The sequence below is a fragment of the Pseudomonas sp. rhizo25 genome (assembly GCF_031931935.1).
Lineage (GTDB): Bacteria > Pseudomonadota > Gammaproteobacteria > Pseudomonadales > Pseudomonadaceae > Aquipseudomonas > Aquipseudomonas synxantha.
Genome location: NZ_JAUJXA010000001.1, coordinates 644,446 through 667,723, shown reverse-complemented (window position 1 = coordinate 667,723; position 23,278 = coordinate 644,446). Strand labels below are relative to the sequence as shown.

Sequence of the window (23,278 nt, the reverse complement as noted above, 5' to 3'; positions counted from 1 at the left end):
TCTGTAAGGCTTTTCCTTGAATACGCGCCTTGACGGTGTGGTAGGCGCATTCCTATAGTGTGCGCAAGTGGCGGAAAGTGGCACAAAGTGGGTTTTTTGAACGTAAAACGCTAAAATTTGGAGAAACGCATCTGTGTTTCGCGGAGCTAACGCTATCAGTCTCGATGCAAAAGGCCGTCTCGCCATGCCGAGCCGGTATCGTGACGAGCTCATTTCGCGAAGTTCAGGCCAGTTGATCATCACGATTGACGCCGTTGACCCTTGTTTGTGTGTTTACCCCCTCGATGAGTGGGAGTTGATTGAAACCAAGTTGCGCGCGCTGCCTTCATTGCGTGAAGAAAACCGCCGCCTCCAGCGTTTGCTGATCGGTAATGCCGTCGACCTTGAACTCGATGGCAGCGGTCGTTTCCTGGTGCCACCGCGTCTGCGCGAGTACGCCAAGCTCGACAAGCGCGCAATGCTGGTGGGCCAACTGAACAAGTTCCAATTGTGGGACGAAGATGCCTGGGATGCTGTGTCTGCAGCAGACCTGGCTGCTATTCAACAACCGGGCGCCATGCCTGATGAACTGCGTGATTTGATCCTGTGACTATTGATAGCGGCTTTAACCACATCACCGTACTGCTTGACGAAGCCGTTGAGGCTCTCGCCGTACGCGCGGATGGCTGCTATTTGGACGGCACCTTTGGCAGGGGCGGGCACAGCCGGTTGATACTCAGCCAGCTCGGACCCGACGGTAGGCTCCTCGGGTTCGACAAAGACCCTCAAGCGATTGCCACCGGGCAAGCGCTAGCGGCCGAAGACGGCCGCTTTGTCGTTGTGCAACGCAGCTTTGCCGAGTTGGGTGCCGAAGTCGCCGAGCGCGGCATGGCGGGCAAGGTGGCCGGGGTTTTGCTCGACCTGGGCGTGTCTTCGCCCCAGCTCGACGACCCGGAGCGCGGCTTCAGCTTCATGAACGACGGCCCCCTCGACATGCGCATGGACCCTACGCGAGGCGTCAGCGCTGCGCAGTTCATCGCCACGGCTCCGGTAGAAGAAATCGCCCGCGTATTCAAGGAATACGGTGAAGAGCGCTTTGCCGGCCGCATGGCGCGCGCCGTGGTCGAGCGCCGTGAAATCCAGCCGTTCGAGCGTACCGCCGACCTGGCCGAAGTGCTGAAGGTCGCCAACCCTGCGTGGGAAAAAGGCAAGAACCCGGCGACTCGTGCGTTCCAGGGCCTGCGCATTCACGTCAACAACGAATTGGGCGACCTGGAAACCGGCCTTGAAGCCGCGCTTGACGCCTTGGAAGTGGGCGGTCGTCTGGTGGTGATCAGCTTCCACTCCCTGGAAGACCGCATCGTCAAACTGTTCATGCGCCGTCTGGTCAAGGGCGAGTCCGACAACCTGCCGCGCAACCTACCGGTACGTTTCGAAGCCTTTGTGCCGAAAATCAAAATCCATGGCAAAGCGCAGTTCGCTTCCGAAGCCGAGCTCAAGGCCAACCCACGTTCCCGTAGCGCCGTCATGCGCGTCGCGGAGAAGCTGCGGTGAGCAAGCTTTTCGCCAAGCCCCTCCCGGGCGGCAGCTTCTTTATGTTGCTGCTGTTTGTCGGCGTGCTGGTGTCCGCGATTGCGGTGTCCTACAGCGCCCATTGGAACCGCCAGTTGCTCAACACCCTGTATGGGGAATTGAGCGTGCGTGACAAGGCGCAGGCCGAGTGGGGCCGCTTGATCCTCGAGCAAAGCACCTGGACGGCCCACAGTCGTATCGAAGTGCTGGCCACCGAACAGTTGAAGATGCACATCCCTGGCGCGGCCGAAGTCCGCATGGTGGCGCCATGATGAAACTCGAAGGCGCACTCTACCCATGGCGTTTCCGCCTGATGCTTGGCTTGCTGGCATTGATGGTGGGCGCGATCGTTTGGCGCATCTTCGACCTGCAGGTGGTCGATCGTGACTTCCTGATCGGCCAGGGTGATGCCCGAAGCCTGCGACATATTCCGATTCCCGCGCACCGTGGCCTGATCACCGACCGTAACGGCGAGCCCCTGGCCGTCAGTACCCCGGTAACCACGCTGTGGGCCAATGCCAAGGAGTTGCAGGTCGCCAAGGACAAGTGGCCCGAACTTGCCGCTGCCCTGGGCCAGGACCGCAAAGCCCTGACCGAACGCCTGGAAGCCCAGGCCAATAAGGAATTCATCTACCTGGTTCGTGGCCTCACCCCCGAACAAGGCCAGCAAGTGCTCGACCTTAAAGTCCCTGGTGTCTATGGCATCGAGGAGTTTCGTCGTTTCTACCCCGCGGGTGAAACCACGGCGCATATGGTCGGTTTTACCGATATTGATGACCATGGCCGCGAAGGCGTAGAGCTGGCCTATGACGAATGGCTGGCCGGTGTGCCCGGCAAGCGCCAGGTCATCAAGGATCGGCGCGGCAGATTGATCAAGGATGTCCAGGTCACCAAGAACGCCAAGGCCGGCAAGCCCTTGGCGTTGTCGATTGACCTGCGTCTGCAATACCTGGCCAACCGTGAACTGCGTAACGCGATCATGGAGAACGGCGCCAAGGCCGGCAGCCTGGTGATCATGGATGTGAAGACCGGCGAGATCCTTGCCATGGTCAACCAGCCGACCTACAACCCGAACAACCGTCGCAACCTGCAGCCGGCGATGATGCGTAACCGCGCAATGATCGACGTGTTTGAACCGGGTTCGACCATGAAAGCCATCTCCATGAGCGCCGCCCTGGAAACCGGGCGCTGGAAACCCAGTGACAAGGTAGAGGTGTATCCAGGCACGCTGCAATTAGGCAAGTACACCATTCGTGACGTGTCCCGCAGCGAAGGCCCGATCCTGGATTTGACCGGTATCCTGATCAACTCCAGTAACGTCGGCATGAGCAAGGTCGCCTTTGATATCGGCGGCGAGGCCATCTATCGCCTGGCGCAAAAAATCGGCCTGGGGCAACCTACCGGTCTCAACTTCCCGGGTGAGCGCGTCGGCAACCTGCCGAACTATCGCGAATGGAGAAAGGCTGAGACGGCCACGCTTTCCTACGGCTACGGCTTGTCGGTGACCGCGATCCAATTGGCCCATGCGTTCTCGGTATTGGCCAATAACGGCCGCATGGTCCCGCTGAGCCTGATCCATGTCGACGAACCGCCGCAAGCCACCCAAGTCATGCCGGAGAACGTCGCCAAGACCATCCAGGGCATGCTGCAACAAGTGATCGAAGCACCGCGTGGCGTATTCCGTGCCCAGGTCCCGGCGTATCACGTGGCAGGCAAGTCCGGTACTGCACGTAAGACCTCGGTGGGTACCAAGGGCTATGCCGAAAACTCCTATCGTTCGCTGTTCGCCGGCTTCGGTCCGATGAGCGATCCGCGCTACGCCATCGTCGTCGTGATCGACGAGCCAAGTAAAGCCGGCTACTTCGGTGGCCTGGTCTCGGCGCCGGTGTTCAGCAAAGTGATGTCCGGCACCCTGCGCCTGATGAACATCACGCCGGATAACTTGCCGCCGACCCAACAAGCCAACGCCGGCCCACCGGCCGCCGCTGTAAAAGCCAATGGAGGGCGCGGCTGATGTCTCTGAGCCTGAACAAGATTTTTGCCCATGCCGGCCGCGATCTGCTGATTCGCGAGTTGAGCCTGGACAGCCGTAATGTACGCGCCGGTGACCTGTTCCTGGCGGTGCCCGGCGGCAAGTTCGACGGCCGTGCGCATATCGCCGACGCCCTGCAACGCGGTGCGGCCGCCGTGGCGTATGAAGTGGAAGGCGCCACCGTGCTGCCGATCACCGATGTGCCGTTGATTCCGGTCAAGGGCCTGGCTGCGCAGCTTTCCGATATTGCCGGGCGTTTCTACGGTGACCCGAGCCGCCACCTCAACCTGGTGGGTGTGACCGGCACCAATGGCAAGACCAGCGTGACCCAATTGGTCGCCCAGGCCCTTGACCTGTTGGGCCAACACTGCGGCATTGTCGGCACCCTGGGCACGGGCTTTTATGGCACGCTGCAAAGCGGCCTGCACACCACCCCGAATCCGATTGCCGTGCAAGCGACCCTGGCCGACCTGAAAAAGGCCGGTGCCAAGGCCGTTGCCATGGAAGTTTCTTCACACGGCCTGGACCAGGGTCGAGTTACCGCCCTGGCCTTTGACGTTGCGGTGATGACCAACCTGTCCCGCGACCACCTCGATTACCACGGCACCATGGAGGCGTACGCCGCTGCCAAGGCCAAGCTGTTTGCCTGGAATGACTTGAAATGCCGGGTGGTCAACCTCGACGACGCATTCGGCCGTCAACTGGCTGGCGAAGACAGCGAAGCGCGCCTGATCAGCTATAGCCTGCAGGACTCCAGCGCATATCTGTTTTGCCGTGAAGCCCAATTCAATGACGAAGGCGTGCGCGCCACCTTGGTCACGCCCCAGGGCGAGCACCATTTGCGCAGCACCCTGCTCGGGCGTTTCAACCTGAGCAACCTGCTCGCCGCCATCGGCGCATTGCTGGGCCTGGATTACGCCCTGGATGAAATCCTGCGCGTGCTGCCGAAGCTGGAAGGCCCGGCTGGCCGCATGCAGCGCCTGGGTGGCGGCACGCAGCCATTGGTGGTGGTCGATTACGCCCACACCCCGGACGCCTTGGAAAAAGTCCTCGAAGCCTTGCGCCCGCACGCCAAGGGCAAATTGCTCTGCCTGTTCGGGTGCGGCGGTGATCGTGACCGCGGCAAGCGTCCATTGATGGCCGAGATCGTCGAGCGTCTGGCCGATGGCGTAGTCGTCACCGACGATAACCCGCGCAGCGAAGACCCGAGCCAGATTTTCGACGACATCCGTGTCGGCTTCAAAGATGTCGCCAAGGCCACTTTTGTTGCCGGCCGCGGCGCCGCCATTGCCCGGTTGATTGCCAGCGCTGGTGTTGACGACGTGGTTGTCCTTGCGGGCAAAGGCCACGAGGACTACCAGGAAATCAACGGCGAACGCCATGCCTTCTCCGATCTGGTCGAGGCCGATCGCGCCCTGACCGCCTGGGAGGCCGCCCATGCTTAAAGCGATGAAGTTCAGCGAACTGGCGCACGCGCTGTCGGCCCGTGTACTTTCGAGCGACTGCACGTTCACTGGCGTCAGTATCGACAGCCGCAATATCCAGCCGGGGCAATTGTTTGTCGCGCTGGCAGGCCCGCGTTTTGACGGCCACGACTATCTCAACGAAGTCGCCGCCAAGGGTGCCGTCGGCGCCCTGGTGCAGCGCGAAGTGGCAGACTCCACTTTGCCACAACTGCTGGTTGCCGATACCCGCTTGGCCTTGGGCCAATTGGGTGCGCTCAACCGTGCCGCCTTCGATAAGCCGGTAGCGGCCATTACCGGCTCCAGCGGCAAGACCACGGTCAAGGAATTGCTCGCCGGTGTCCTGCGCACGCGCGGGCCGGTACTCGCCACCCGTGGCAACCTGAACAATGACTTCGGCGCACCGCTGACCCTGCTTGAACTGGCCCCGGAACACACGGCGGCAGTGATCGAGCTGGGCGCTTCGCGTATCGGCGAAATCGCCTACACCGTGGCGCTGACCAAGCCCCACGTTGCAATTATCAACAACGCCGGTACCGCCCATGTCGGCGAATTCGGCGGCCCGGAAAAAATTGTCGAAGCCAAGGGCGAAATCCTTGAAGGCCTCGACGCCGCGGGCACTGCCGTACTTAACCTGGACGACAAGGCTTTCGAGACCTGGCGTGTACGCGCCGCCGGTCGCAAGGTGCTGACGTTTGCGGTGCTGAATGCGGCCGCCGATTTCCATGCTTGCGACATCCATGTTGACGCTCGTGGTTGCCCGTCCTTTACCTTGCACACCCCGCAAGGTGACGAGCACGTGCAGTTGAACCTGCTGGGCAACCATAACGTCGCCAACGCCCTGGCCGCCGCCGCCGCCGCCCACGCGCTGGGCGTGTCGCTGTTCGGTATTGCCACCGGCCTGGGCGCGGTGCAGCCGGTCAAGGGCCGCACCGTAGCGCAATTGGCCAGCAACGGCATGCGCGTCATCGATGACACCTACAACGCCAACCAGTCCTCGGTCTGCGCCGCCATAGACCTGCTCAAGAGCTTCGATGGTCGCAAGGTACTGGTGCTGGGCGATATCGCCGAGCTGGGCGACTGGGCCGAGCAGTCCCATCGCGAAGTTGGCACCTACGCCGCCGCCAAGGTCGACGCGCTCTACGCGGTCGGCCCGAACATGGCGCACGCCGTTAGTGCCTTCGGCCCCGGTGCGCGGCATTTCGCGACGCAGGCTGAATTGATCCAAGCGCTGGCCGCTGGTGAACACGATAAAAACACAACCATTTTGATCAAGGGATCGCGCAGCGCGGTGATGGAAAACGTCGTCGCAGCCTTGTGTGGCTCAAGTACGGAGAAACATTAATGCTGCTGCTGCTGGCTGAGTATCTGCAACAGTTCCACAAAGGCTTCGCGGTCTTTCAGTACCTGACCCTGCGCGGGATCCTGGGTGTGCTGACCGCGTTGTGTTTGTCGCTGTTCCTGGGGCCGTGGATGATCCGCACCCTGCAGAACCTGCAAATTGGTCAATCGGTTCGCAATGACGGCCCGCAGTCGCACCTGTCCAAGTCCGGCACCCCGACCATGGGCGGTGCGTTGATCCTGTCGTCCATCGGCATCAGCACCTTGCTCTGGGCTGACTTGCACAACCGCTACGTGTGGGTGGTGCTGCTGGTGACCCTATTGTTCGGCGCCATCGGCTGGGTCGATGACTACCGCAAGGTGATCGAGAAAAACTCCAAGGGGCTGCCAAGCCGCTGGAAGTATTTCTGGCAGTCGGTGTTTGGTCTGGCCGCGGCGATCTTCCTCTACACAACGGCCCCAAGCGCAGTCGAGACCACCCTGATCATCCCGATGCTCAAGGACGCCAGCATCCCCCTGGGCATTGGTTTCGTGGTGCTGACCTACTTCGTGATCGTCGGCTCCAGCAATGCGGTCAACCTGACTGACGGCCTCGACGGCCTGGCGATCATGCCGACGGTGATGGTGGGCGGCGCCCTCGGCATCTTCTGCTACCTGTCGGGCAACGTGAAATTCGCTGAATACCTGCTGATTCCTTATGTACCGGGCGCGGGTGAGTTGATCGTGTTCTGCGGCGCGCTGATTGGTGCTGGCCTGGGGTTCCTGTGGTTCAACACCTACCCCGCACAAGTCTTCATGGGCGATGTCGGCGCACTGGCGCTGGGCGCAGCCCTGGGCACCATCGCGGTGATCGTCCGCCAGGAAATCGTGCTGTTCATCATGGGCGGCGTGTTCGTGATGGAAACCCTGTCGGTGGTCATCCAGGTGGCTTCCTTCAAATTGACCGGGCGTCGCGTGTTCCGCATGGCGCCGATCCACCACCACTTTGAACTCAAGGGCTGGCCCGAGCCACGCGTGATTGTCCGCTTCTGGATCATCACCGTGATTCTGGTACTGGTCGGCCTTGCCACCCTGAAACTGAGGTAGAAACGAGTGTCCCTGATCGCTTCAGACCACTTCCGCATCGTTGTCGGCCTCGGCAAGAGCGGCATGTCCCTGGTTCGCTTCCTGGCGAACCGGGGCACGTCGTTTGCCGTGGCCGACACGCGGGAAAATCCACCGGAGCTGGTCACGCTGCGCCGTGACTACCCGCACGTGGAAGTGCGTTGTGGCGAGCTGGATGTCGAGTTTCTGTGCCGTGCCGACGAACTCTACGTGAGCCCGGGTCTGGCCCTGGCGACACCGTCCCTGCAAGCGGCTGCGGCGCGTGGCGTGAAGCTGTCCGGCGATATCGACCTGTTTGCGCGTAACGCGAAGGCGCCGATCGTGGCCATCAGCGGTTCCAACGCGAAAAGCACCGTGACTACCCTGGTTGGCGAGATGGCGGCTGCGGCCGGCAAGCGCGTGGCCGTGGGCGGCAATCTCGGCGTGCCGGCGTTGGACCTGCTCAGCGATGACGTCGAGCTTTACGTGATGGAACTGTCGAGCTTCCAGCTGGAAACCACCCACGACCTCGGCGCTGAAGTGGCTACCGTGCTGAACGTCAGCGAAGACCACATGGACCGCTACAGTGGCCTGCCGGCTTATCACCTGGCCAAGCACCGGATCTTCCGTGGTGCCAAGCAATTTGTAGTCAATCGCCAGGATGCCCTGAGCCGTCCGCTGATGGGCGAGGGCATGCCTTGCTGGACTTTCGGCCTGGGCAAACCCGATTTCAAAGGCTTCGGCATTCGCGAAGAGAACGGCGAGAAATACCTGGCCTTTGAATTCCAGAACCTCATGCCGGTGCGCGAGCTGAAAATCCGTGGTGCCCATAACCAGTCCAATGCCCTGGCGGCCTTGGCGCTCGGGCATGCCGTCGGCTTGCCGTTCGACGCCATGCTCGCCAGCCTGCGCACGTTTGCCGGGCTCGAGCATCGCTGCCAGTGGGTACGCGACCTGAATGGCGTCAGCTATTACAACGATTCCAAAGCCACCAACGTCGGTGCCGCCCTGGCGGCCATCGAGGGCCTGGGGGCGGATATTGACGGCAAGCTGGTGTTGATCGCAGGTGGCGATGGTAAGGGCGCCGACTTCAAGGATCTTAAAGGCCCGGTGGCTGCACATTGCCGTGCCGTGGTGCTCATGGGCCGTGATTCGGATTTGATCGCCGCCGCCCTCGGCGATGGGGTGCCGCAAGTACGCGCCACCTCCCTGGACGACGCCATTGCCCAGTGCCAGGCGTTGGCCCAGCCGGGTGACGCTGTGTTGCTGTCGCCCGCATGTGCCAGTTTCGACATGTTCAAGAACTACGAAGAGCGCGGCCAGCTGTTCGCTCGCGCCGTGGAGGCCTTGGCATGAACATCAACTTGCGCAACATCATCAAGCCGTACCCGTCGCCGATCATCACCGGGCGCGGTGTCGACCTTGATTTCCCGATGCTCGCCGGTTGCCTGGCGCTGCTGGGCCTGGGCCTGGTGATGATCACTTCGGCATCCTCCGAAGTGGCTGCCGTGCAATCGGGCAACACCCTGTACATGATGATCCGTCACCTGGTGTACCTGGTGATCGGCCTCGGCGCGTGCATCGTCACCATGATGATCCCCATCGCCACTTGGCAGCGCCTGGGTTGGCTGATGCTGATCGGCGCGTTCGGCTTGCTGGTCATGGTGATCCTGCCCGGCATCGGTCGCGAGGTGAATGGCTCGATGCGCTGGATCGGCTTCGGCGCGTTCAACGTGCAGCCTTCGGAAATCGCTAAGGTGTTCGTGGTGATCTACCTCGCCGGCTACCTGGTGCGACGCCAGAAAGAAGTGCGCGAAAGCTGGATGGGCTTTTTCAAGCCGTTCATCGTGCTGCTGCCCATGGCCGGCCTGTTGCTGATGGAACCGGACTTCGGCGCCACCGTGGTGATGATGGGGGCGGCGGCGGCGATGCTGTTCCTCGGCGGCGTCGGCCTGTTCCGCTTCACCTTGATGGTGGTGCTGGCGGTGGCAGCAGTGACGATTCTGGTACAGGCGCAACCCTACCGGATGGCGCGCTTGATCACCTTTACCGATCCCTGGTCCGACCAGTTCGGTTCAGGCTATCAGCTGACCCAGGCACTGATCGCCTTTGGTCGCGGCGAGTGGCTGGGCGTGGGCCTGGGCAACAGTGTGCAGAAGCAGTTCTACCTGCCGGAAGCGCACACCGACTTTGTGTTCTCGGTATTGGCCGAAGAGCTTGGCGTGGTCGGTTCGCTGTGCACCGTGGCGCTGTTCGTGTTCGTGTGTGTGCGCGGCATGTACATCGGTTTGTGGGCCGAGCGGGCCAAACAGTATTTCGCCGCCTATGTGGCATACGGCTTGTCGTTCCTGTGGATCGGCCAGTTCCTGATCAACATCGGCGTGAACGTCGGCCTGCTGCCGACCAAGGGCCTGACCTTGCCGTTCCTCAGTTACGGCGGCAGTTCGTTGGTAATCTGCTGCGCCTGTCTTGGCTTGTTGCTGCGTATCGAGTGGGAGAGTCGGACCCACCTGGGCAGTGAAGAGATGGAGTTCAGCGAAAGCGACTTCGCCGAGGAGCCGACCCATGGGCGCTAACGTGCTGATCATGGCGGGCGGCACCGGGGGCCACGTGTTCCCGGCCTTGGCCTGTGCGCGTGAATTCCAGAGCCGCGGCTACACCGTGCACTGGCTGGGTACACCCCGTGGCATCGAGAACGAGTTGGTGCCGAGTGCCGGCTTACCCCTGCATTTGATCAACGTCACCGGTCTGCGCGGCAAGGGCAAGCTGTCCCTGCTCAAGGCACCGTTCGTATTGCTCAAGGCGGTATGGCAGGCACGCAAGGTCATTCGTGAATTGAAGCCTGTGTGTGTGCTTGGCTTTGGTGGCTACGTGACCGGCCCGGGCGGCGTCGCGGCGAAGCTCGCCGGCGTACCGGTGATCGTGCACGAACAGAACGCCGTCGCCGGTACCGCCAACCGCCTGCTGGTGCCATTGGCCTCGCGGGTGTGTGAAGCCTTCCCGAAAACGTTCGCCGCCTCGGACAAGCTGCGTACCACCGGCAACCCGGTGCGTACTGAGCTGTTCATGGCCATTGCGCGTGATGCGCTGGCCGGGCGCAAGGCGCACCTGTTGATCCTGGGCGGAAGCCTGGGCGCCGAACCGCTGAACAAACTGCTGCCCGAAGCGGTGGCGCAGCTGCCTGTGCAATTGCGCCCGGAGATCTTCCACCAGGCTGGCAAGCATCACGATGAAGTCACCGCAACGCGTTATCGCGAGGCGGGTGTGGAGGCGAATGTGCAGCCCTTCATCAAAGACATGGCCCAAGCCTATGGCTGGGCCGACCTGGTGGTCTGCCGCGCTGGCGCGCTGACCGTCAGTGAACTGGCCGCCGCCGGTCTGCCGTCCTTGCTGGTGCCTTTGCCCCACGCCATCGACGATCACCAGACCCGCAACGCCGAATATTTGGCCGGGGAGGGCGCTGCCTTCCTGCTGCCGCAAAGAACGACCGGCGCCGCCGATTTGGCCGCACGCCTGACCGAGGTTTTGATGCAACCGGAACGACTCAACAGCATGGCGAGCACCGCAAGCCGCCTGGCCAAACCTGACGCAACCCGCACCGTGGTGGATATCTGCCTGGAGGTGGCCCATGGTTGAGAATCAGAAAGCCATGCCGCAACCCGAGATGCGCCGCATCCGGCGTATCCACTTCGTCGGTATCGGCGGCGTGGGCATGTGCGGAATTGCCGAAGTGTTGCTGAACCTGGGCTACCAGGTGTCCGGCTCGGACTTGAAGGAGTCGCCGGTCACTGATCGCCTGAAGTCCTTTGGCGCGCAGATTTTTATCGGTCACCGTGCCGAGAACGCCGCCGAGGCCGATGTACTGGTGGTGTCCAGCGCCGTGAACACCTCCAACCCGGAAGTGGCCACTGCCCTTGAGCGCCGTATTCCAGTGGTGCCGCGTGCCGAGATGCTCGCCGAGCTGATGCGCTACCGCCATGGCATCGCCGTTGCCGGTACCCATGGCAAGACCACGACCACCAGCCTGATCGCCTCGGTGTTCGCCGCCGGTGGCCTGGACCCGACCTTCGTCATCGGTGGCCGCCTGAATGCAGCCGGCACCAATGCCCAGCTCGGCACCAGCCGCTATCTGATCGCCGAAGCCGATGAGAGCGATGCGAGCTTCCTGCACCTGCAACCGCTGGTCGCCGTCGTCACCAACATCGACGAAGACCACATGGCGACCTACGACGGTGACTTCAACAAACTGAAGAAAACCTTCGTCGATTTCCTGCACAACCTGCCGTTCTACGGTCTGGCGGTGGTGTGCCTGGACGACCCGGTGGTGCGTGAAATCCTGCCGCAGGTCAAGCGTCCGACCGTGACCTACGGCTTCAGCGAAGACGCCGATGTGCGCGCAATCAATGTACGCCAGGAAGGCATGCAAACCTTCTTCACCGTGCTGCGTCCCGACCGCGAACCGCTGGATGTCTCGGTGAACATGCCGGGCAACCACAACGTGCTGAACTCCCTGGCGACCATCTGCATCGCCACCGATGAGGGCGTCAGCGATGAAGCCATCGTCGAGGGGCTGTCGCGCTTTGCTGGTGTCGGCCGTCGCTTCCAGGTCTACGGTCAGTTGCCGGTTGAAGGCGGTGACGTGATGCTGGTGGACGACTACGGTCACCACCCGACCGAAGTTGCCGCTGTGATCAAGGCCGTGCGCGGCGGCTGGCCGGAGCGCCGTCTGGTGATGGTTTACCAGCCGCATCGCTACAGCCGTACCCGCGACCTGTACGACGATTTCGTCAATGTACTGGCCGATGCCAACGTGCTGCTGCTGATGGAGGTTTACCCGGCCGGTGAAGAACCGATCCCGGGCGCTGACAGCCGCAAGCTGTGCAACAGCATCCGCCAGCGCGGCCAACTGGACCCGATCTACATCGAGCGTGGCGTCGACCTGGCCCCTATCGTCAAGCCGCTGTTGCGCGCCGGTGACATCCTGCTGTGCCAGGGTGCCGGTGATATCGGTGGCCTTGCGCCCAAGTTGCTGGCGAGCCCGCTGTTTGCAGCCGTGGCAAAGGGGGCGTCGAAATGATCACTGACTACGGCTCCCTGTTTTCCACTGTCGCGCCTGCCGATTTCGGTCGCGTCGCCGTGCTGTTCGGCGGCAAGAGCGCTGAGCGCGAAGTGTCGCTCAAGTCTGGCAATGCCGTGCTCGAAGCCCTGCAAAGTGCGGGTGTGAACGCCTTCGGTATCGACGTGGGCGATGACTTCCTCGCCCGCCTGCAGGCCGAAAAGATCGACCGCGCCTTCATCATTCTTCATGGCCGTGGCGGTGAAGACGGCAGCATGCAAGGCCTGCTCGAATGCGCCGGCATCCCCTACACCGGTAGCGGTATCCTTGCTTCCGCGCTGGCGATGGACAAATTGCGCACCAAGCAGGTGTGGCACAGCCTGGGTATTCCAACACCACGTCACGCCGTGCTGTGCAGCGAAGACGATTGTATTTCTGCGGCCAAGGAACTGGGCCTGCCTTTGATCGTCAAACCAGCCCATGAAGGCTCCAGTATCGGCATGGCTAAAGTGAACTCGGCCGCCGAATTGATCGACGCATGGAAAGCGGCAAGTACCTACGATTCGCAAGTGTTGGTGGAACAGTGGATTTCCGGTCCCGAGTACACCATCGCCACCCTGCGTGGCCAGGTATTGCCGCCCATCGCTTTGGGCACGCCCCACACCTTTTATGACTACGACGCCAAGTACGTGGCCTCCGATACCCAGTACCGGATCCCGTGCGGCCTCGATGCAACCAAGGAACAGCAATTGATGGACCTCACGGCAAAAGCCTGTGAGGCGCTGGGTATCGCCGGTTGGGCGCGGGCAGACGTGATGCAGGATGACCAAGGGAATTTCTGGTTCCTTGAAGTCAACACCGCACCGGGCATGACCGACCACAGCCTGGTTCCCATGGCCGCCCGTGCCGCCGGTCTGGACTTCCAGCAGTTGGTGCTGGCGATCCTGGCCGACAGCATTGAGCCAAGAGGCTGAACACATGAAAGGCGCATCGCTTCGTCATCAGCCCCCACAAGCACCGAGCCGCAAGCCGGTGCCGCGGGGCGCCAGCCGAATGGTGGCTAAAGAGCCGATGTCGGCGCGCCTGCCGAAAGCCAACTTTGGTTTTATCAAGGCGCTGTTCTGGCCGGTGCTGCTGGTGGTATTGGGCTTTGGTACCTACGAAGGCGCGCAGCGTCTGTTGCCGTATGCCGACCGGCCGATCACCAAGATCAGCGTGCAGGGCGACTTGAGCTACATCAGTCAGCAGGCGGTACAGCAGCGCATCGGCCCGTACCTGGCGGCGAGCTTCTTTACCATCGACCTGGCCGGCATGCGCTCGGAGCTGGAACAGATGCCGTGGATCGCCCACGCCGAAGTCCGCCGTGTCTGGCCGGACCAGGTGACGATCCGCCTGGAAGAACAACTGCCCGTGGCCCGTTGGGGTGATGAAGCGCTGTTGAACAACCAGGGCCAGGCGTTCACCCCGCGTGAGCTGGCCAACTACGAGCACCTGCCGCAGCTGTTCGGGCCGCAGCGGGCGCAGCAGCAAGTGATGCAGCAGTACCAGGCCCTGAGCCAGATGCTGCGGCCACTGGGCTTCTCCATTGCACGCCTGGAATTGCGTGAGCGGGGCAGCTGGTTTTTGACGACCGGGGCAGGCAGTTCCGGCCCGGGCATCGAGTTGTTGCTGGGACGCGACCGCTTGGTGGAAAAGATGCGCCGCTTTATTGCCATCTATGAAAAAACCTTGAAAGAACAGATTACGAACATTGCGAGCGTCGACCTGCGTTACGCCAACGGCCTGGCCGTCGGCTGGCGTGCACCGGCTGCGCCCACGGCAGCACAACCCGCTGTCGCGAAGAATTAAGAAGAGGCAGGACCCATGGCAAACGTGCAAAGCGGCAAAATGATCGTCGGTCTCGATATCGGCACCTCCAAGGTGGTGGCGCTGGTGGGCGAGGTCGGGGAAGACGGCGCGATCGAAATCGTCGGTATTGGCACGCATCCGTCCCGGGGCCTGAAGAAGGGCGTGGTGGTGAACATCGAGTCCACCGTGCAATCGATCCAGCGCGCCATTGAAGAAGCGCAGCTGATGGCCGGTTGCCGGATCCACTCGGCGTTCGTCGGCGTGGCGGGCAACCATATCCGCAGCCTGAACTCCCACGGCATCGTGGCAATCCGCGACCGCGAAGTCAGCTCCGCCGACCTTGAGCGCGTCCTCGACGCCGCCCAGGCCGTGGCGATCCCGGCTGACCAGCGCGTGTTGCACACCCTGCCGCAGGATTACGTGATCGATAACCAGGAAGGCGTGCGCGAGCCCCTGGGCATGTCGGGCGTGCGCCTGGAAGCCAAGGTCCACGTGGTGACCTGTGCCGTCAACGCCGCGCAGAACATTGAAAAATGCGTGCGCCGCTGCGGCCTGGAAATCGACGACATCATTCTCGAGCAGCTGGCTTCGGCGTACTCGGTGCTGACCGACGACGAAAAAGAACTGGGCGTGTGCCTGGTGGACATCGGCGGTGGCACCACCGACATCGCGATTTTCACCGAGGGTGCGATCCGTCACACCGCGGTGATCCCGATTGCCGGTGACCAGGTCACCAACGACATCGCCATGGCGCTGCGTACACCGACCCAGTACGCCGAAGAAATCAAGATTCGTTATGCCTGCGCCCTGGCCAAGCTGGCCGGTGCCGGCGAGACCATCAAGGTGCCAAGTGTCGGCGACCGTCCTCCCCGTGAGCTGTCGCGCCAGGCCCTGGCCGAAGTGGTCGAGCCACGCTACGACGAACTGTTCACCCTGATCCAGGCTGAACTGCGCCGCAGCGGCTACGAAGACCTGATCCCGGCCGGCATCGTGCTGACTGGTGGCACCTCGAAGATGGAAGGCGCGGTCGAACTGGCCGAGGAAATCTTCCACATGCCAGTGCGCCTGGGCGTGCCCCATGGTGTGAAAGGCCTGGGCGACGTCGTGCGCAACCCGATTTATTCCACCGGTGTGGGCTTGCTGTTGTACGGGCTGCAGAAGCAGACCGACGGCATTTCCCTGTCGGGCCCGAGTATCCGCGACAGCTACCGCAGCGACGACGAAGTGAAAGCGCCGTTGTTCGAGCGGTTGCAGGCTTGGGTCAAAGGCAATTTCTAAAGATTTACCGCGACACCGCAGCACCCGCAGTAAGCAGTAGGCGAAAAAACTAGAGAAAATGAAAGGAGAGGGAACATGTTCGAACTCGTAGACAACATCCCCGCAAGCCCGGTTATCAAAGTAATCGGTGTTGGCGGTGGCGGCGGCAACGCTGTCAATCACATGGTCAAGAGCAACATTGAAGGCGTTGAATTCATCTGCGCCAACACTGATGCCCAGGCGCTGAAAAGCATCGGCGCGCGGACCATCCTGCAATTGGGCACAGCCGTGACCAAGGGCCTCGGCGCTGGCGCCAATCCGGAAGTCGGCCGTCAAGCCGCCCTGGAAGACCGCGAGCGTATTGCCGAAGTGCTGCAGGGCACCAACATGGTGTTCATCACCACCGGCATGGGCGGCGGTACCGGTACCGGTGCTGCACCGATCATTGCCGAAGTGGCCAAGGAAATGGGGATCCTGACGGTTGCCGTCGTGACCCGTCCGTTCCCGTTCGAAGGCCGCAAGCGCATGCAGATCGCCGACGAAGGTATCCGTCTGCTGTCTGAAAGCGTCGACTCGTTGATCACCATCCCCAACGAGAAACTGCTGACCATCCTGGGCAAGGACGCCAGCCTGCTGTCCGCGTTCGCCAAGGCTGACGATGTACTGGCCGGTGCCGTTCGCGGGATCTCCGACATCATCAAGCGCCCGGGCATGATCAACGTCGACTTTGCCGACGTACGTACCGTGATGAGCGAAATGGGCATGGCGATGATGGGCACTGGCTGCGCCAGCGGTCCGAACCGTGCACGCGAAGCCACCGAAGCGGCCATCCGCAACCCGTTGCTCGAAGACGTGAACCTGCAAGGCGCACGCGGCATCCTGGTGAACATCACTGCCGGCCCTGACCTGTCCCTGGGTGAGTACTCCGACGTGGGTAGCATCATCGAAGCCTTCGCTTCCGAGCACGCCATGGTCAAGGTCGGTACCGTTATCGATCCGGACATGCGCGACGAACTGCACGTGACCGTGGTTGCCACCGGCCTGGGTGCGAAAATCGAGAAGCCTGTGAAGGTCATCGACAACACCCTGCATAACAGCCAGGCCAGCCACGCCAGCCAGGCGGCCGCCGCTCCAGCACCTGCTCGCCAGGAGTTGCCATCGGTGAACTACCGTGACCTGGACCGTCCGACCGTGATGCGCAACCAGGCCCAGGCCGGTGCTGCTGCGTCCCGTAGCCCGAATCCGCAAGATGACCTGGACTACCTGGACATCCCGGCATTCTTGCGTCGTCAGGCCGATTAATGGAATGTATCAGGGCTATGAAGGTGATTGGTGTTCAGCAAAGGTCTGGTCTGCTATTATCGCCAGCCTTTGTTGATACCAGTTCGCAATTTGCGCTGAAGCGGTCCAAGCCATGATTAAACAACGCACCCTGAAGAATATTATTCGTGCCACAGGTGTAGGTCTGCACTCCGGGGAAAAGGTCTACCTGACCCTCAAGCCTGCACCTGTCGACACCGGCATCGTGTTTGTGCGTGCCGACCTGGACCCTGTGGTGCAGATACCTGCTCGCGCGGAAAACGTTGGCGAAACCACTATGTCGACCACATTGGTCAACGGTGACGTCAAAGTGGACACGGTGGAGCACTTGCTCTCGGCCATGGCCGGTTTGGGCATCGATAACGCCTACGTCGAGCTCTCCGCGTCCGAAGTCCCGATCATGGATGGCAGCGCTGGACCCTTCGTATTCCTGATTCAATCTGCCGGCCTGGAAGAACAGGACGCAGCCAAGAAGTTCATTCGCATTCTGCGGGAAGTGACAGTAGAAGACGGCGACAAGCGCGCCACCTTCGTCCCGTTCGAAGGCTTTAAAGTGAGCTTTGAGATCGATTTCGATCACCCGGTATTCCGTGACCGCACCCAAAGTGCAAGCGTGGATTTTTCCAGCACTTCGTTCGTAAAAGAAGTCAGCCGCGCCCGTACCTTTGGTTTCATGAGTGACATCGAGTACCTGCGCAAGCACAACCTCGCACTCGGCGGCAGCGTTGAAAACGCCATTGTGGTCGACGCGGATGGTGTACTGAACGAAGACGGCCTTCGCTACGAAGACGAATTCGTGAAGCACAAGATCCTCGATGCAATCGGTGACCTCTACCTGCTGGGCAATAGCCTGATAGGCGAGTTCAAAGGCTTCAAGTCGGGCCACGCCCTTAACAACCAGCTGCTGCGCAAGTTGATTGAGCAGACAGACGCTTGGGAAGTCGTGACCTTCGAAGATGCCAGCACCGCACCGATCTCTTACATGCGTCCCGTTGCGGCGGTGTAAGTAACAACTCTCTTTCTTTAGTTTTAAAGGCTGCCTTCGGGTGGCCTTTTTTTATGCCTCGTTTATAGGGGCGCGGCATCCACAATCCGATTGCGCCCCGTGTGCTTGGCCTCATACAACGCCTGGTCGGCCTTGAGCAGCACACTCTCAAGGGACATACCGCTACGTTTCTGCCAGGTACTCATGCCGATGCTCACGGTAACCGGCTGTTTATCCCCAGCCACCCGTGGCAAACGCTCGACGCTGATGCGGATGCGCTCGGCGATCACCCAGGCGCCGTTGGCGTCGGTATGGGGCAGCACCACGGCAAACTCTTCACCGCCATAGCGTGCTGCCAGGTCGGCCGGACGGCGGATATTGCTGTCGATCACCTGCGCCACTGCGCGCAACGCATCATCGCCACCCTGGTGACCATGGCGGTCGTTGAAGGCCTTGAAGTGGTCTACATCGATCATCAACACGGTCAAGGGCTCCGTCGAGCGCTGTGCCCGGTCCCACTCCAGGCGCAGGCGCTCGTCCAGGGTACGGCGGTTGGCCAGGCCGGTGAGGGCATCAGTGGCTGCCAATTCTGACAGCACCTGTTCAGCGCGATGACGACGGCGCAGCTCCATGCACAGCGCCCAGGTCAGCCACAACAGGCCTACGCACAGCACGCCTGTGGCGATGCTCACCAGCCACGCCGCACGCCGCCATGGCGCAAATATCTCGTTGCTGGACAAAGCCACCGCGACGATCAGCGGCAGGTTGCCCACACTGGAGAAACTGTACAACCGCGTCTGGTGATCGACACTGGAGATACTCTGGAAGCTGCCATCGCGCTCGCGCAGCATGCGTGCCACATTGGGGCGCTGGCTCAGGTCCTTGTCGAGCATGCCTGCTTCCAGCAAAGGTTCTTGGGCCAACAGGATGCCTTGGTGGTTGAGCAGGTTGATCGTGCTGTTGCTGCCGATGTTCAGGCTGCTGAACAACTGGTGGAAGTACGACAGGCGCATGGAGGCGGCGGCGACGCCCAGGAAGCGCCCGTCCGGCGACGAAACGCGGCGGCTGAACGCGATGCGCCATGGGTCATCGCACACACAGCGGGCCATGAATGGACGGCTGATATATAACCCCGCGTCCGGATTTTCGCGGTGCACCTGAAAATAATCCCGATCAGAGAAGTTACCCAGCTTGGGTGTGAGCAGGGACGAATCGGCAATCACCTCGCCGTTCGGGCTCAGCAGCAGGATATCGCCCTTGTACGGCGCCGCCGCCGAGCGATCGAACAGCACCAGATGGCGGATGCTCGCTGAAACGTCTTGCAGGTCAGTGCGCTCGGTGGCGGCGATCAGGCCTTTGAGGGCCATGTCGTAGAGCTCCACGTTGCGCAGCACGTCGGCATCGATCAATTGCGTGATGGTATTGGCGGTGCGTTTGGCCGTCTGCAAGGTATTGGCCTGTTCCCGAATCAGCAGCGCGGTGACGATCCCCACGATCAGCAACACTGTCAGCGTACTGCCCAGGATCAGCAAGCGCTCCGGGCGGCGGTCAGGACGGGTTAGGCTTGGGCTCATCGGACGCACTTCTGCTTTGGGGATGCCCATAGCTTAGTAGTAACTCTGGAATAGGTCGCAGAACCAAAATGTGGGAGCAAGCCCCCACATTAGGAACGCTGTCAGAAGACGTTGATGGGGTAGTCCACAATCACGCGGTACTCATCCACGTCTCGATCCACTGCCGAATAGCCATTGCTGCCTCGATTGGTCGCCCATTGCAGGCGCACCGACAGGTCCTTGGCCTTGCCGCCTTGCACTACATATTTCAAATCGATATCCCGCTCCCAGTGCTTGGCATCTTTGCCATCGGCGCTGTACCAGCTGCTATAGCTGCGGCTGTTGGGGTCGACCTTGGTCAGGTCGGTCTTGCCGCTGATGTAGGACACAGCGGACGTCAGGCCAGGCACACCGAGGCCGGCGAAGTCGTAGGCGTACTTGAGCTTCCATGAGCGCTCGTTGGGGCCGTTGAAGTCCGAGTACTGCTGGGAGTTATCCAGGTAAATGCTGTCGCCCTGGGCGATGTAGTCGAACGGCGTGTTGCCGTTGACCCGCTGGTAGGTGGCCGTGACGCTGTGGTTGCCCACGCCGACAGTGAAATGCAGGCTGTAGGTGTTGTTGTCGATATCCCCCAGCAGGGATTGGCCGGTGTCCTGGGTGTGGTAGTAGTGCAGGCCTGGGGTCAGGCTGACCAGGTCGTTGAGAGCATAGGTGTATTCGAGGTCGTAGTAGTACTGATGCCATACGTCCTTGAGTTCGGAGGCGTACAGGTTGCTGGTCAGCCCCGTGATACCGCTGAACGATACGCCGGCCCAGTCCAGGTGCTGGCTGTCGGCGTTGGCGGGCAAGGCGCCATAACTGGTGCCGATGCGCCGGTGGCCGCTCTGGTTGTAGAGCTTGGTGAAGCTGGCCTGGCCGCCCTCGATCATCCAACCGTCGAAGCTGTGGTTGGTCACACTCACACCACGGAAGGTCTGCGGCAGCATGCGGGTCATGCCGCCGGCGATCACCGGGTTATTGAGGAACAGGTCGCCGGCTTTCAGTTCGGTATCGAAGGCACGCATTTTCAAGGTGCCGCCGGCGGTAGAGAACGATCCGGGTGCCTTGCCGTTGCCACTGCCGTAGGGAAGGATGCTGGAGCCATCGGTGCCACCACCACCGTCGAGCTTGAGGCCGAGCATTGCATTGAGGTCCAGGCCGAAGCCGACGGCGCCTTGGGTGTAGCCGGACTCGAAGGTGCCGATAAAACCCTGGCCCCATTCCTTGCTGTCATCGGTATGAATGTCGCGACGGTCGCGGTTCATGTAGTAGTTGCGCGTATTGATCGTGAGGTGGGAGCCTTCAACGAAACCGTCGGTGGGGGTGGTGTCTGCCGCCTGGGCGAGGGGAGTGATCGTTGCTGCAACTGCGAGGAATAACGGGGTGAACGTCAGCGAGTTCTTCACCGGTGGAGCTCCTTTGGTCAATCAAGAACGGCCAGTGTCGTGGGGGTGTGCCTGGCCTTTTTTTACGGCAAAAAAAAGCCGCTGAAGTCAGCGGCTTTAAGACAGATTCCCAGTGTAGAGCCCTGGAAAAAAGTCGAGGGAAATTCGGGTAAGCGGGTCAGCTGCCTTTGCCGTCGCGCTCATCGATGCGTCAAAGTAACGCAGGTGAGCGGTGCGATACAGAGTGTAACAAGATAATAACTATTGCCCAAACTGTAACAGTTAGACGAAGGATCTGCGTAAAGCTAACTGGGGAGGTGTTCCCAAGTTTAGACGGGCAGAGTAATGCCAAAGGTATTACCGCCGTGCTCACTACGCACAAACACATCCCCCCCATGCATCAACGCAATCGCCTTGACGATGGCCAGCCCCAGCCCGTGGTTCGCTCCGCTGTTGCTGCGCGACGCATCTACCCGATAGAAACGTTCGAACAGGCGCGGCAAGTGCTCGCGGGCAATCGCCTCGCCAGGGTTGGTCACGCCGATTACCACTTGTTGCTCCCGCACCTCGATGTTCACGTCGATCACCTGCCCCGCAGCGGTGTGCTGCACCGCATTGCTCAGCAGGTTGATCAGCGCACGCCGCAGGTGGGCCTTTTCGATCTGCACCCGGGCATCGCCGTGCACGCGCACTTCAACCTGGGCGTCTTCGAGGATGAAATCCAGGTAATCGAGGGTCGTCGCTACCTCATCAGCCAGGGAGCTTTCGATCAGCTTGGTGGCCTTGCTGCCCTGGTCGGCGCTGGCGAGGAACAGCATGTCATTGATGATCGAGCGCAGCCGTTCCAACTCTTCCAGGTTCGATTGCAGCACCTCGAAGTACTGCTCCGCGGAACGCCCGCGGGTGAGGGCGACCTGGGTCTGGCCGATCAGGTTGGTCAGCGGCGAGCGCAGTTCATGGGCCACATCGGCATTGAAGGATTCCAGGCGTGAGTAGGCTTGTTCGACGCGGTCGAGGGTGGCGTTGAACGAGTTGACGAACTGGCTCAGTTCCGGCGGCAGCGGTGACAGATGCAGGCGCCCGGAGAGTTTGGGTGGCGCAAGTTTCTGTGCCTCATCCGAGAGCTTACCCAGGGGCTTAAGGCCGATACGCGCGACCCAGAACCCCAGCAGCGCCGCCAGCACCACGCCGACCAGCGCCAGGCTGACCAACGCTACCAGCAGGTGGTGCTGGGTGGCGCGAAAGTTTTCGGTGTCGATGGCGATCATGAAGCGCAGCGCCGGACGTTGGTCCTTGGCCGCAAACTGGCTGACCAGCACCTTGAACGGATAATCATGGCCGGGCAGGCGCAGGTCGCGCTTGCCTGTCGGACCCTGTGCAAAGGCGCGGATTTGCGCATCGGGCTCGCCGTATTCATAGCTCGGGTCACTGCTGACCACCCAGAAACGGATACGCTTGTCTTCTTCGCCCAGCAACTTGAGCTTGGCCTTGATCTTGACCCAATGCTCCGGCGTACCGAAGCGATTGACCGACGATTCCAGCACGCTGTAGCGCGCATCCAGCTCGGCCTCGGGCAACAACCCCAGGCCGCGATCCACCTGCTGATACAGCACGCCGCCGATCAGCACGAAGATCAGCAACGCCACCAGGGTGAACATGCCGCTCAGGCGCAGAGCAATGGAATTAGCCGACACTACGGTTCTCCAGCACATAACCCATGCCGCGGATGGTGTGCAGCAGCTTGTGTTCGAACGGCCCGTCGAGCTTGGCGCGCAGGCGCTTGATCGCCACTTCTACCACGTTGGCATCGCTGTCGAAATTGATGTCCCAGACCATCTCGGCAATGGCGGTCTTGGACAGGATCTCGCCCTGGCGCCGCGCCAATACGCTGAGCAGCGAGAACTCCTTGGCGGTCAGGTCCAGGCGTTGGCCGTTGCGGCTGGCCTTGCGGCTGATCAGGTCGATCCACAAGTCGGCTACCGTAACCTGCACTGGCTCGTGGCCGCCGCTGCGGCGGGTCAGGGCTTGCAGGCGCGCTACCAGTTCCAGGAACGAAAACGGTTTGCCCAGGTAATCGTCGGCGCCTTCACGCAGGCCGCGGATGCGGTCTTCCACGCGCTCGCGGGCGGTGAGCATGATCACCGGCGTCTGCTTGCGGGCGCGCAACGCACGCAACACACCAAAGCCATCCAGGCCGGGCAGCATCACATCGAGCACGATCACCGCGTAATCGTTTTCCAGCGCCAGGTGCAGACCCTCGACGCCTTCACGCGCCACGTCGACGGTGTAGCCTTGCTCCGTAAGGCCGCGGTGCAGGTAGTCCGCGGTTTTCTCTTCATCTTCAATAATCAGGACGCGCATGACC

The 23,278-nt window shown here is 61.5% G+C and carries 20 protein-coding genes; 16 read left to right on the top strand and 4 right to left on the bottom strand.

Annotated elements, in window-relative coordinates:
* Positions 1-133: 133 nt before the first annotated feature.
* From mraZ to lpxC, 16 genes are all read left to right on the top strand, one after another.
* Positions 134-589, top strand: coding sequence for a division/cell wall cluster transcriptional repressor MraZ (gene mraZ, locus QZR30_RS03115; protein ID WP_003171868.1), 456 nt, complete (start codon positions 134-136; stop codon positions 587-589).
* Complete coding sequence (gene rsmH, locus QZR30_RS03110; RefSeq protein ID WP_046070959.1) at positions 586-1,533, top strand: 16S rRNA (cytosine(1402)-N(4))-methyltransferase RsmH; 948 nt, start codon at positions 586-588, stop codon at positions 1,531-1,533. The genes mraZ and rsmH overlap by 4 nt, the downstream gene beginning before the upstream one ends.
* Positions 1,530-1,823 carry a cell division protein FtsL gene (gene ftsL / locus QZR30_RS03105; protein ID WP_003188663.1) on the top strand — a complete coding sequence of 98 codons (294 nt, stop codon included), beginning with the start codon at positions 1,530-1,532 and terminating at the stop codon, positions 1,821-1,823. The genes rsmH and ftsL overlap by 4 nt, the downstream gene beginning before the upstream one ends.
* Entirely contained in the window at positions 1,823-3,565 is a 1,743-nt protein-coding gene (locus QZR30_RS03100) for a peptidoglycan D,D-transpeptidase FtsI family protein (RefSeq protein ID WP_164484468.1), read from the top strand. The genes ftsL and QZR30_RS03100 overlap by 1 nt, the downstream gene beginning before the upstream one ends.
* Positions 3,565-5,028: a UDP-N-acetylmuramoyl-L-alanyl-D-glutamate--2,6-diaminopimelate ligase gene (locus QZR30_RS03095; RefSeq protein ID WP_046070961.1), complete on the top strand. Its 1,464-nt coding sequence runs from the start codon at positions 3,565-3,567 to the stop codon at positions 5,026-5,028. The genes QZR30_RS03100 and QZR30_RS03095 overlap by 1 nt, the downstream gene beginning before the upstream one ends.
* Positions 5,021-6,391 (top strand): UDP-N-acetylmuramoyl-tripeptide--D-alanyl-D-alanine ligase, encoded by a 1,371-nt coding sequence (locus QZR30_RS03090; protein ID WP_311902933.1) that lies wholly within the window; start codon positions 5,021-5,023, stop codon positions 6,389-6,391. Before QZR30_RS03095 ends, QZR30_RS03090 begins: the two co-directional genes overlap by 8 nt.
* Positions 6,391-7,473, top strand: coding sequence for a phospho-N-acetylmuramoyl-pentapeptide-transferase (mraY, locus tag QZR30_RS03085; protein WP_004371987.1), 1,083 nt, complete (start codon positions 6,391-6,393; stop codon positions 7,471-7,473). Before QZR30_RS03090 ends, mraY begins: the two co-directional genes overlap by 1 nt.
* A gap of 6 nt (positions 7,474-7,479) precedes the next feature.
* Entirely contained in the window at positions 7,480-8,826 is a 1,347-nt protein-coding gene (gene murD, locus QZR30_RS03080) for a UDP-N-acetylmuramoyl-L-alanine--D-glutamate ligase (protein ID WP_046070963.1), read from the top strand.
* On the top strand, positions 8,823-10,046 hold the full coding sequence (gene ftsW, locus QZR30_RS03075) for a putative lipid II flippase FtsW (RefSeq protein WP_046070964.1): 1,224 nt from the start codon (positions 8,823-8,825) through the stop codon (positions 10,044-10,046). The genes murD and ftsW overlap by 4 nt, the downstream gene beginning before the upstream one ends.
* Positions 10,036-11,106, top strand: coding sequence for an undecaprenyldiphospho-muramoylpentapeptide beta-N-acetylglucosaminyltransferase (gene murG, locus QZR30_RS03070; RefSeq protein WP_046070965.1), 1,071 nt, complete (start codon positions 10,036-10,038; stop codon positions 11,104-11,106). The genes ftsW and murG overlap by 11 nt, the downstream gene beginning before the upstream one ends.
* The gene (gene murC, locus QZR30_RS03065) at positions 11,099-12,547 is read left to right on the top strand and encodes a UDP-N-acetylmuramate--L-alanine ligase (RefSeq protein ID WP_046070966.1); all 1,449 of its coding nucleotides are present in this window, start codon (positions 11,099-11,101) and stop codon (positions 12,545-12,547) included. Before murG ends, murC begins: the two co-directional genes overlap by 8 nt.
* Entirely contained in the window at positions 12,544-13,500 is a 957-nt protein-coding gene (locus QZR30_RS03060; RefSeq protein WP_068966211.1) for a D-alanine--D-alanine ligase, read from the top strand. The genes murC and QZR30_RS03060 overlap by 4 nt, the downstream gene beginning before the upstream one ends.
* Before the next feature lie 4 nt (positions 13,501-13,504).
* Positions 13,505-14,374: a cell division protein FtsQ/DivIB gene (locus QZR30_RS03055; RefSeq protein WP_032803262.1), complete on the top strand. Its 870-nt coding sequence runs from the start codon at positions 13,505-13,507 to the stop codon at positions 14,372-14,374.
* A gap of 15 nt (positions 14,375-14,389) precedes the next feature.
* On the top strand, positions 14,390-15,652 hold the full coding sequence (ftsA, locus tag QZR30_RS03050) for a cell division protein FtsA (RefSeq protein WP_043050551.1): 1,263 nt from the start codon (positions 14,390-14,392) through the stop codon (positions 15,650-15,652).
* Between the two features lie 75 nt (positions 15,653-15,727).
* Positions 15,728-16,933, top strand: coding sequence for a cell division protein FtsZ (gene ftsZ, locus QZR30_RS03045; RefSeq protein WP_046070969.1), 1,206 nt, complete (start codon positions 15,728-15,730; stop codon positions 16,931-16,933).
* 112 nt (positions 16,934-17,045) lie between these two features.
* Positions 17,046-17,957: a UDP-3-O-acyl-N-acetylglucosamine deacetylase gene (gene lpxC / locus QZR30_RS03040; protein ID WP_003171886.1), complete on the top strand. Its 912-nt coding sequence runs from the start codon at positions 17,046-17,048 to the stop codon at positions 17,955-17,957.
* Between the two features lie 62 nt (positions 17,958-18,019).
* Here lpxC and QZR30_RS03035 read toward each other — a convergent pair whose 3' ends face one another.
* The 4 genes from QZR30_RS03035 to QZR30_RS03020 form a co-directional block, all read right to left on the bottom strand.
* Positions 18,020-19,510, bottom strand: coding sequence for a diguanylate cyclase (locus QZR30_RS03035; protein WP_311902932.1), 1,491 nt, complete (start codon positions 19,508-19,510; stop codon positions 18,020-18,022).
* Positions 19,511-19,611: 101 nt separating this feature from the next.
* A complete protein-coding gene (locus QZR30_RS03030) occupies positions 19,612-20,934 on the bottom strand; it encodes an OprD family porin (RefSeq protein ID WP_311902931.1) in 1,323 nt (440 codons plus the stop codon).
* Between the two features lie 308 nt (positions 20,935-21,242).
* On the bottom strand, positions 21,243-22,607 hold the full coding sequence (locus QZR30_RS03025) for a heavy metal sensor histidine kinase (RefSeq protein ID WP_046070972.1): 1,365 nt from the start codon (positions 22,605-22,607) through the stop codon (positions 21,243-21,245).
* A complete protein-coding gene (locus QZR30_RS03020; protein ID WP_046070973.1) occupies positions 22,597-23,274 on the bottom strand; it encodes a heavy metal response regulator transcription factor in 678 nt (225 codons plus the stop codon). The genes QZR30_RS03025 and QZR30_RS03020 overlap by 11 nt, the downstream gene beginning before the upstream one ends.
* Positions 23,275-23,278: the final 4 nt, after the last annotated feature.

Bases quoted from the DNA above. Each gene is read 5' to 3' on its own strand.
- QZR30_RS03035 (WP_311902932.1), bottom strand. From the start codon at position 19,510: ATGAGCCCAAGCCTAACCCGTCCTGACCGCCGCCCGGAGCGCTTGCTG.
- QZR30_RS03060 (WP_068966211.1), top strand. From the start codon at position 12,544: ATGATCACTGACTACGGCTCCCTGTTTTCCACTGTCGCGCCTGCCGAT.
- lpxC (WP_003171886.1), top strand. From the start codon at position 17,046: ATGATTAAACAACGCACCCTGAAGAATATTATTCGTGCCACAGGTGTA.
- ftsZ (WP_046070969.1), top strand. From the start codon at position 15,728: ATGTTCGAACTCGTAGACAACATCCCCGCAAGCCCGGTTATCAAAGTA.
- QZR30_RS03095 (WP_046070961.1), top strand. From the start codon at position 3,565: ATGTCTCTGAGCCTGAACAAGATTTTTGCCCATGCCGGCCGCGATCTG.
- murC (WP_046070966.1), top strand. From the start codon at position 11,099: ATGGTTGAGAATCAGAAAGCCATGCCGCAACCCGAGATGCGCCGCATC.
- ftsW (WP_046070964.1), top strand. From the start codon at position 8,823: ATGAACATCAACTTGCGCAACATCATCAAGCCGTACCCGTCGCCGATC.
- ftsA (WP_043050551.1), top strand. From the start codon at position 14,390: ATGGCAAACGTGCAAAGCGGCAAAATGATCGTCGGTCTCGATATCGGC.
- QZR30_RS03055 (WP_032803262.1), top strand. From the start codon at position 13,505: ATGAAAGGCGCATCGCTTCGTCATCAGCCCCCACAAGCACCGAGCCGC.
- QZR30_RS03020 (WP_046070973.1), bottom strand. From the start codon at position 23,274: ATGCGCGTCCTGATTATTGAAGATGAAGAGAAAACCGCGGACTACCTG.
- mraY (WP_004371987.1), top strand. From the start codon at position 6,391: ATGCTGCTGCTGCTGGCTGAGTATCTGCAACAGTTCCACAAAGGCTTC.
- murG (WP_046070965.1), top strand. From the start codon at position 10,036: ATGGGCGCTAACGTGCTGATCATGGCGGGCGGCACCGGGGGCCACGTG.
- QZR30_RS03100 (WP_164484468.1), top strand. From the start codon at position 1,823: ATGAAACTCGAAGGCGCACTCTACCCATGGCGTTTCCGCCTGATGCTT.
- QZR30_RS03090 (WP_311902933.1), top strand. From the start codon at position 5,021: ATGCTTAAAGCGATGAAGTTCAGCGAACTGGCGCACGCGCTGTCGGCC.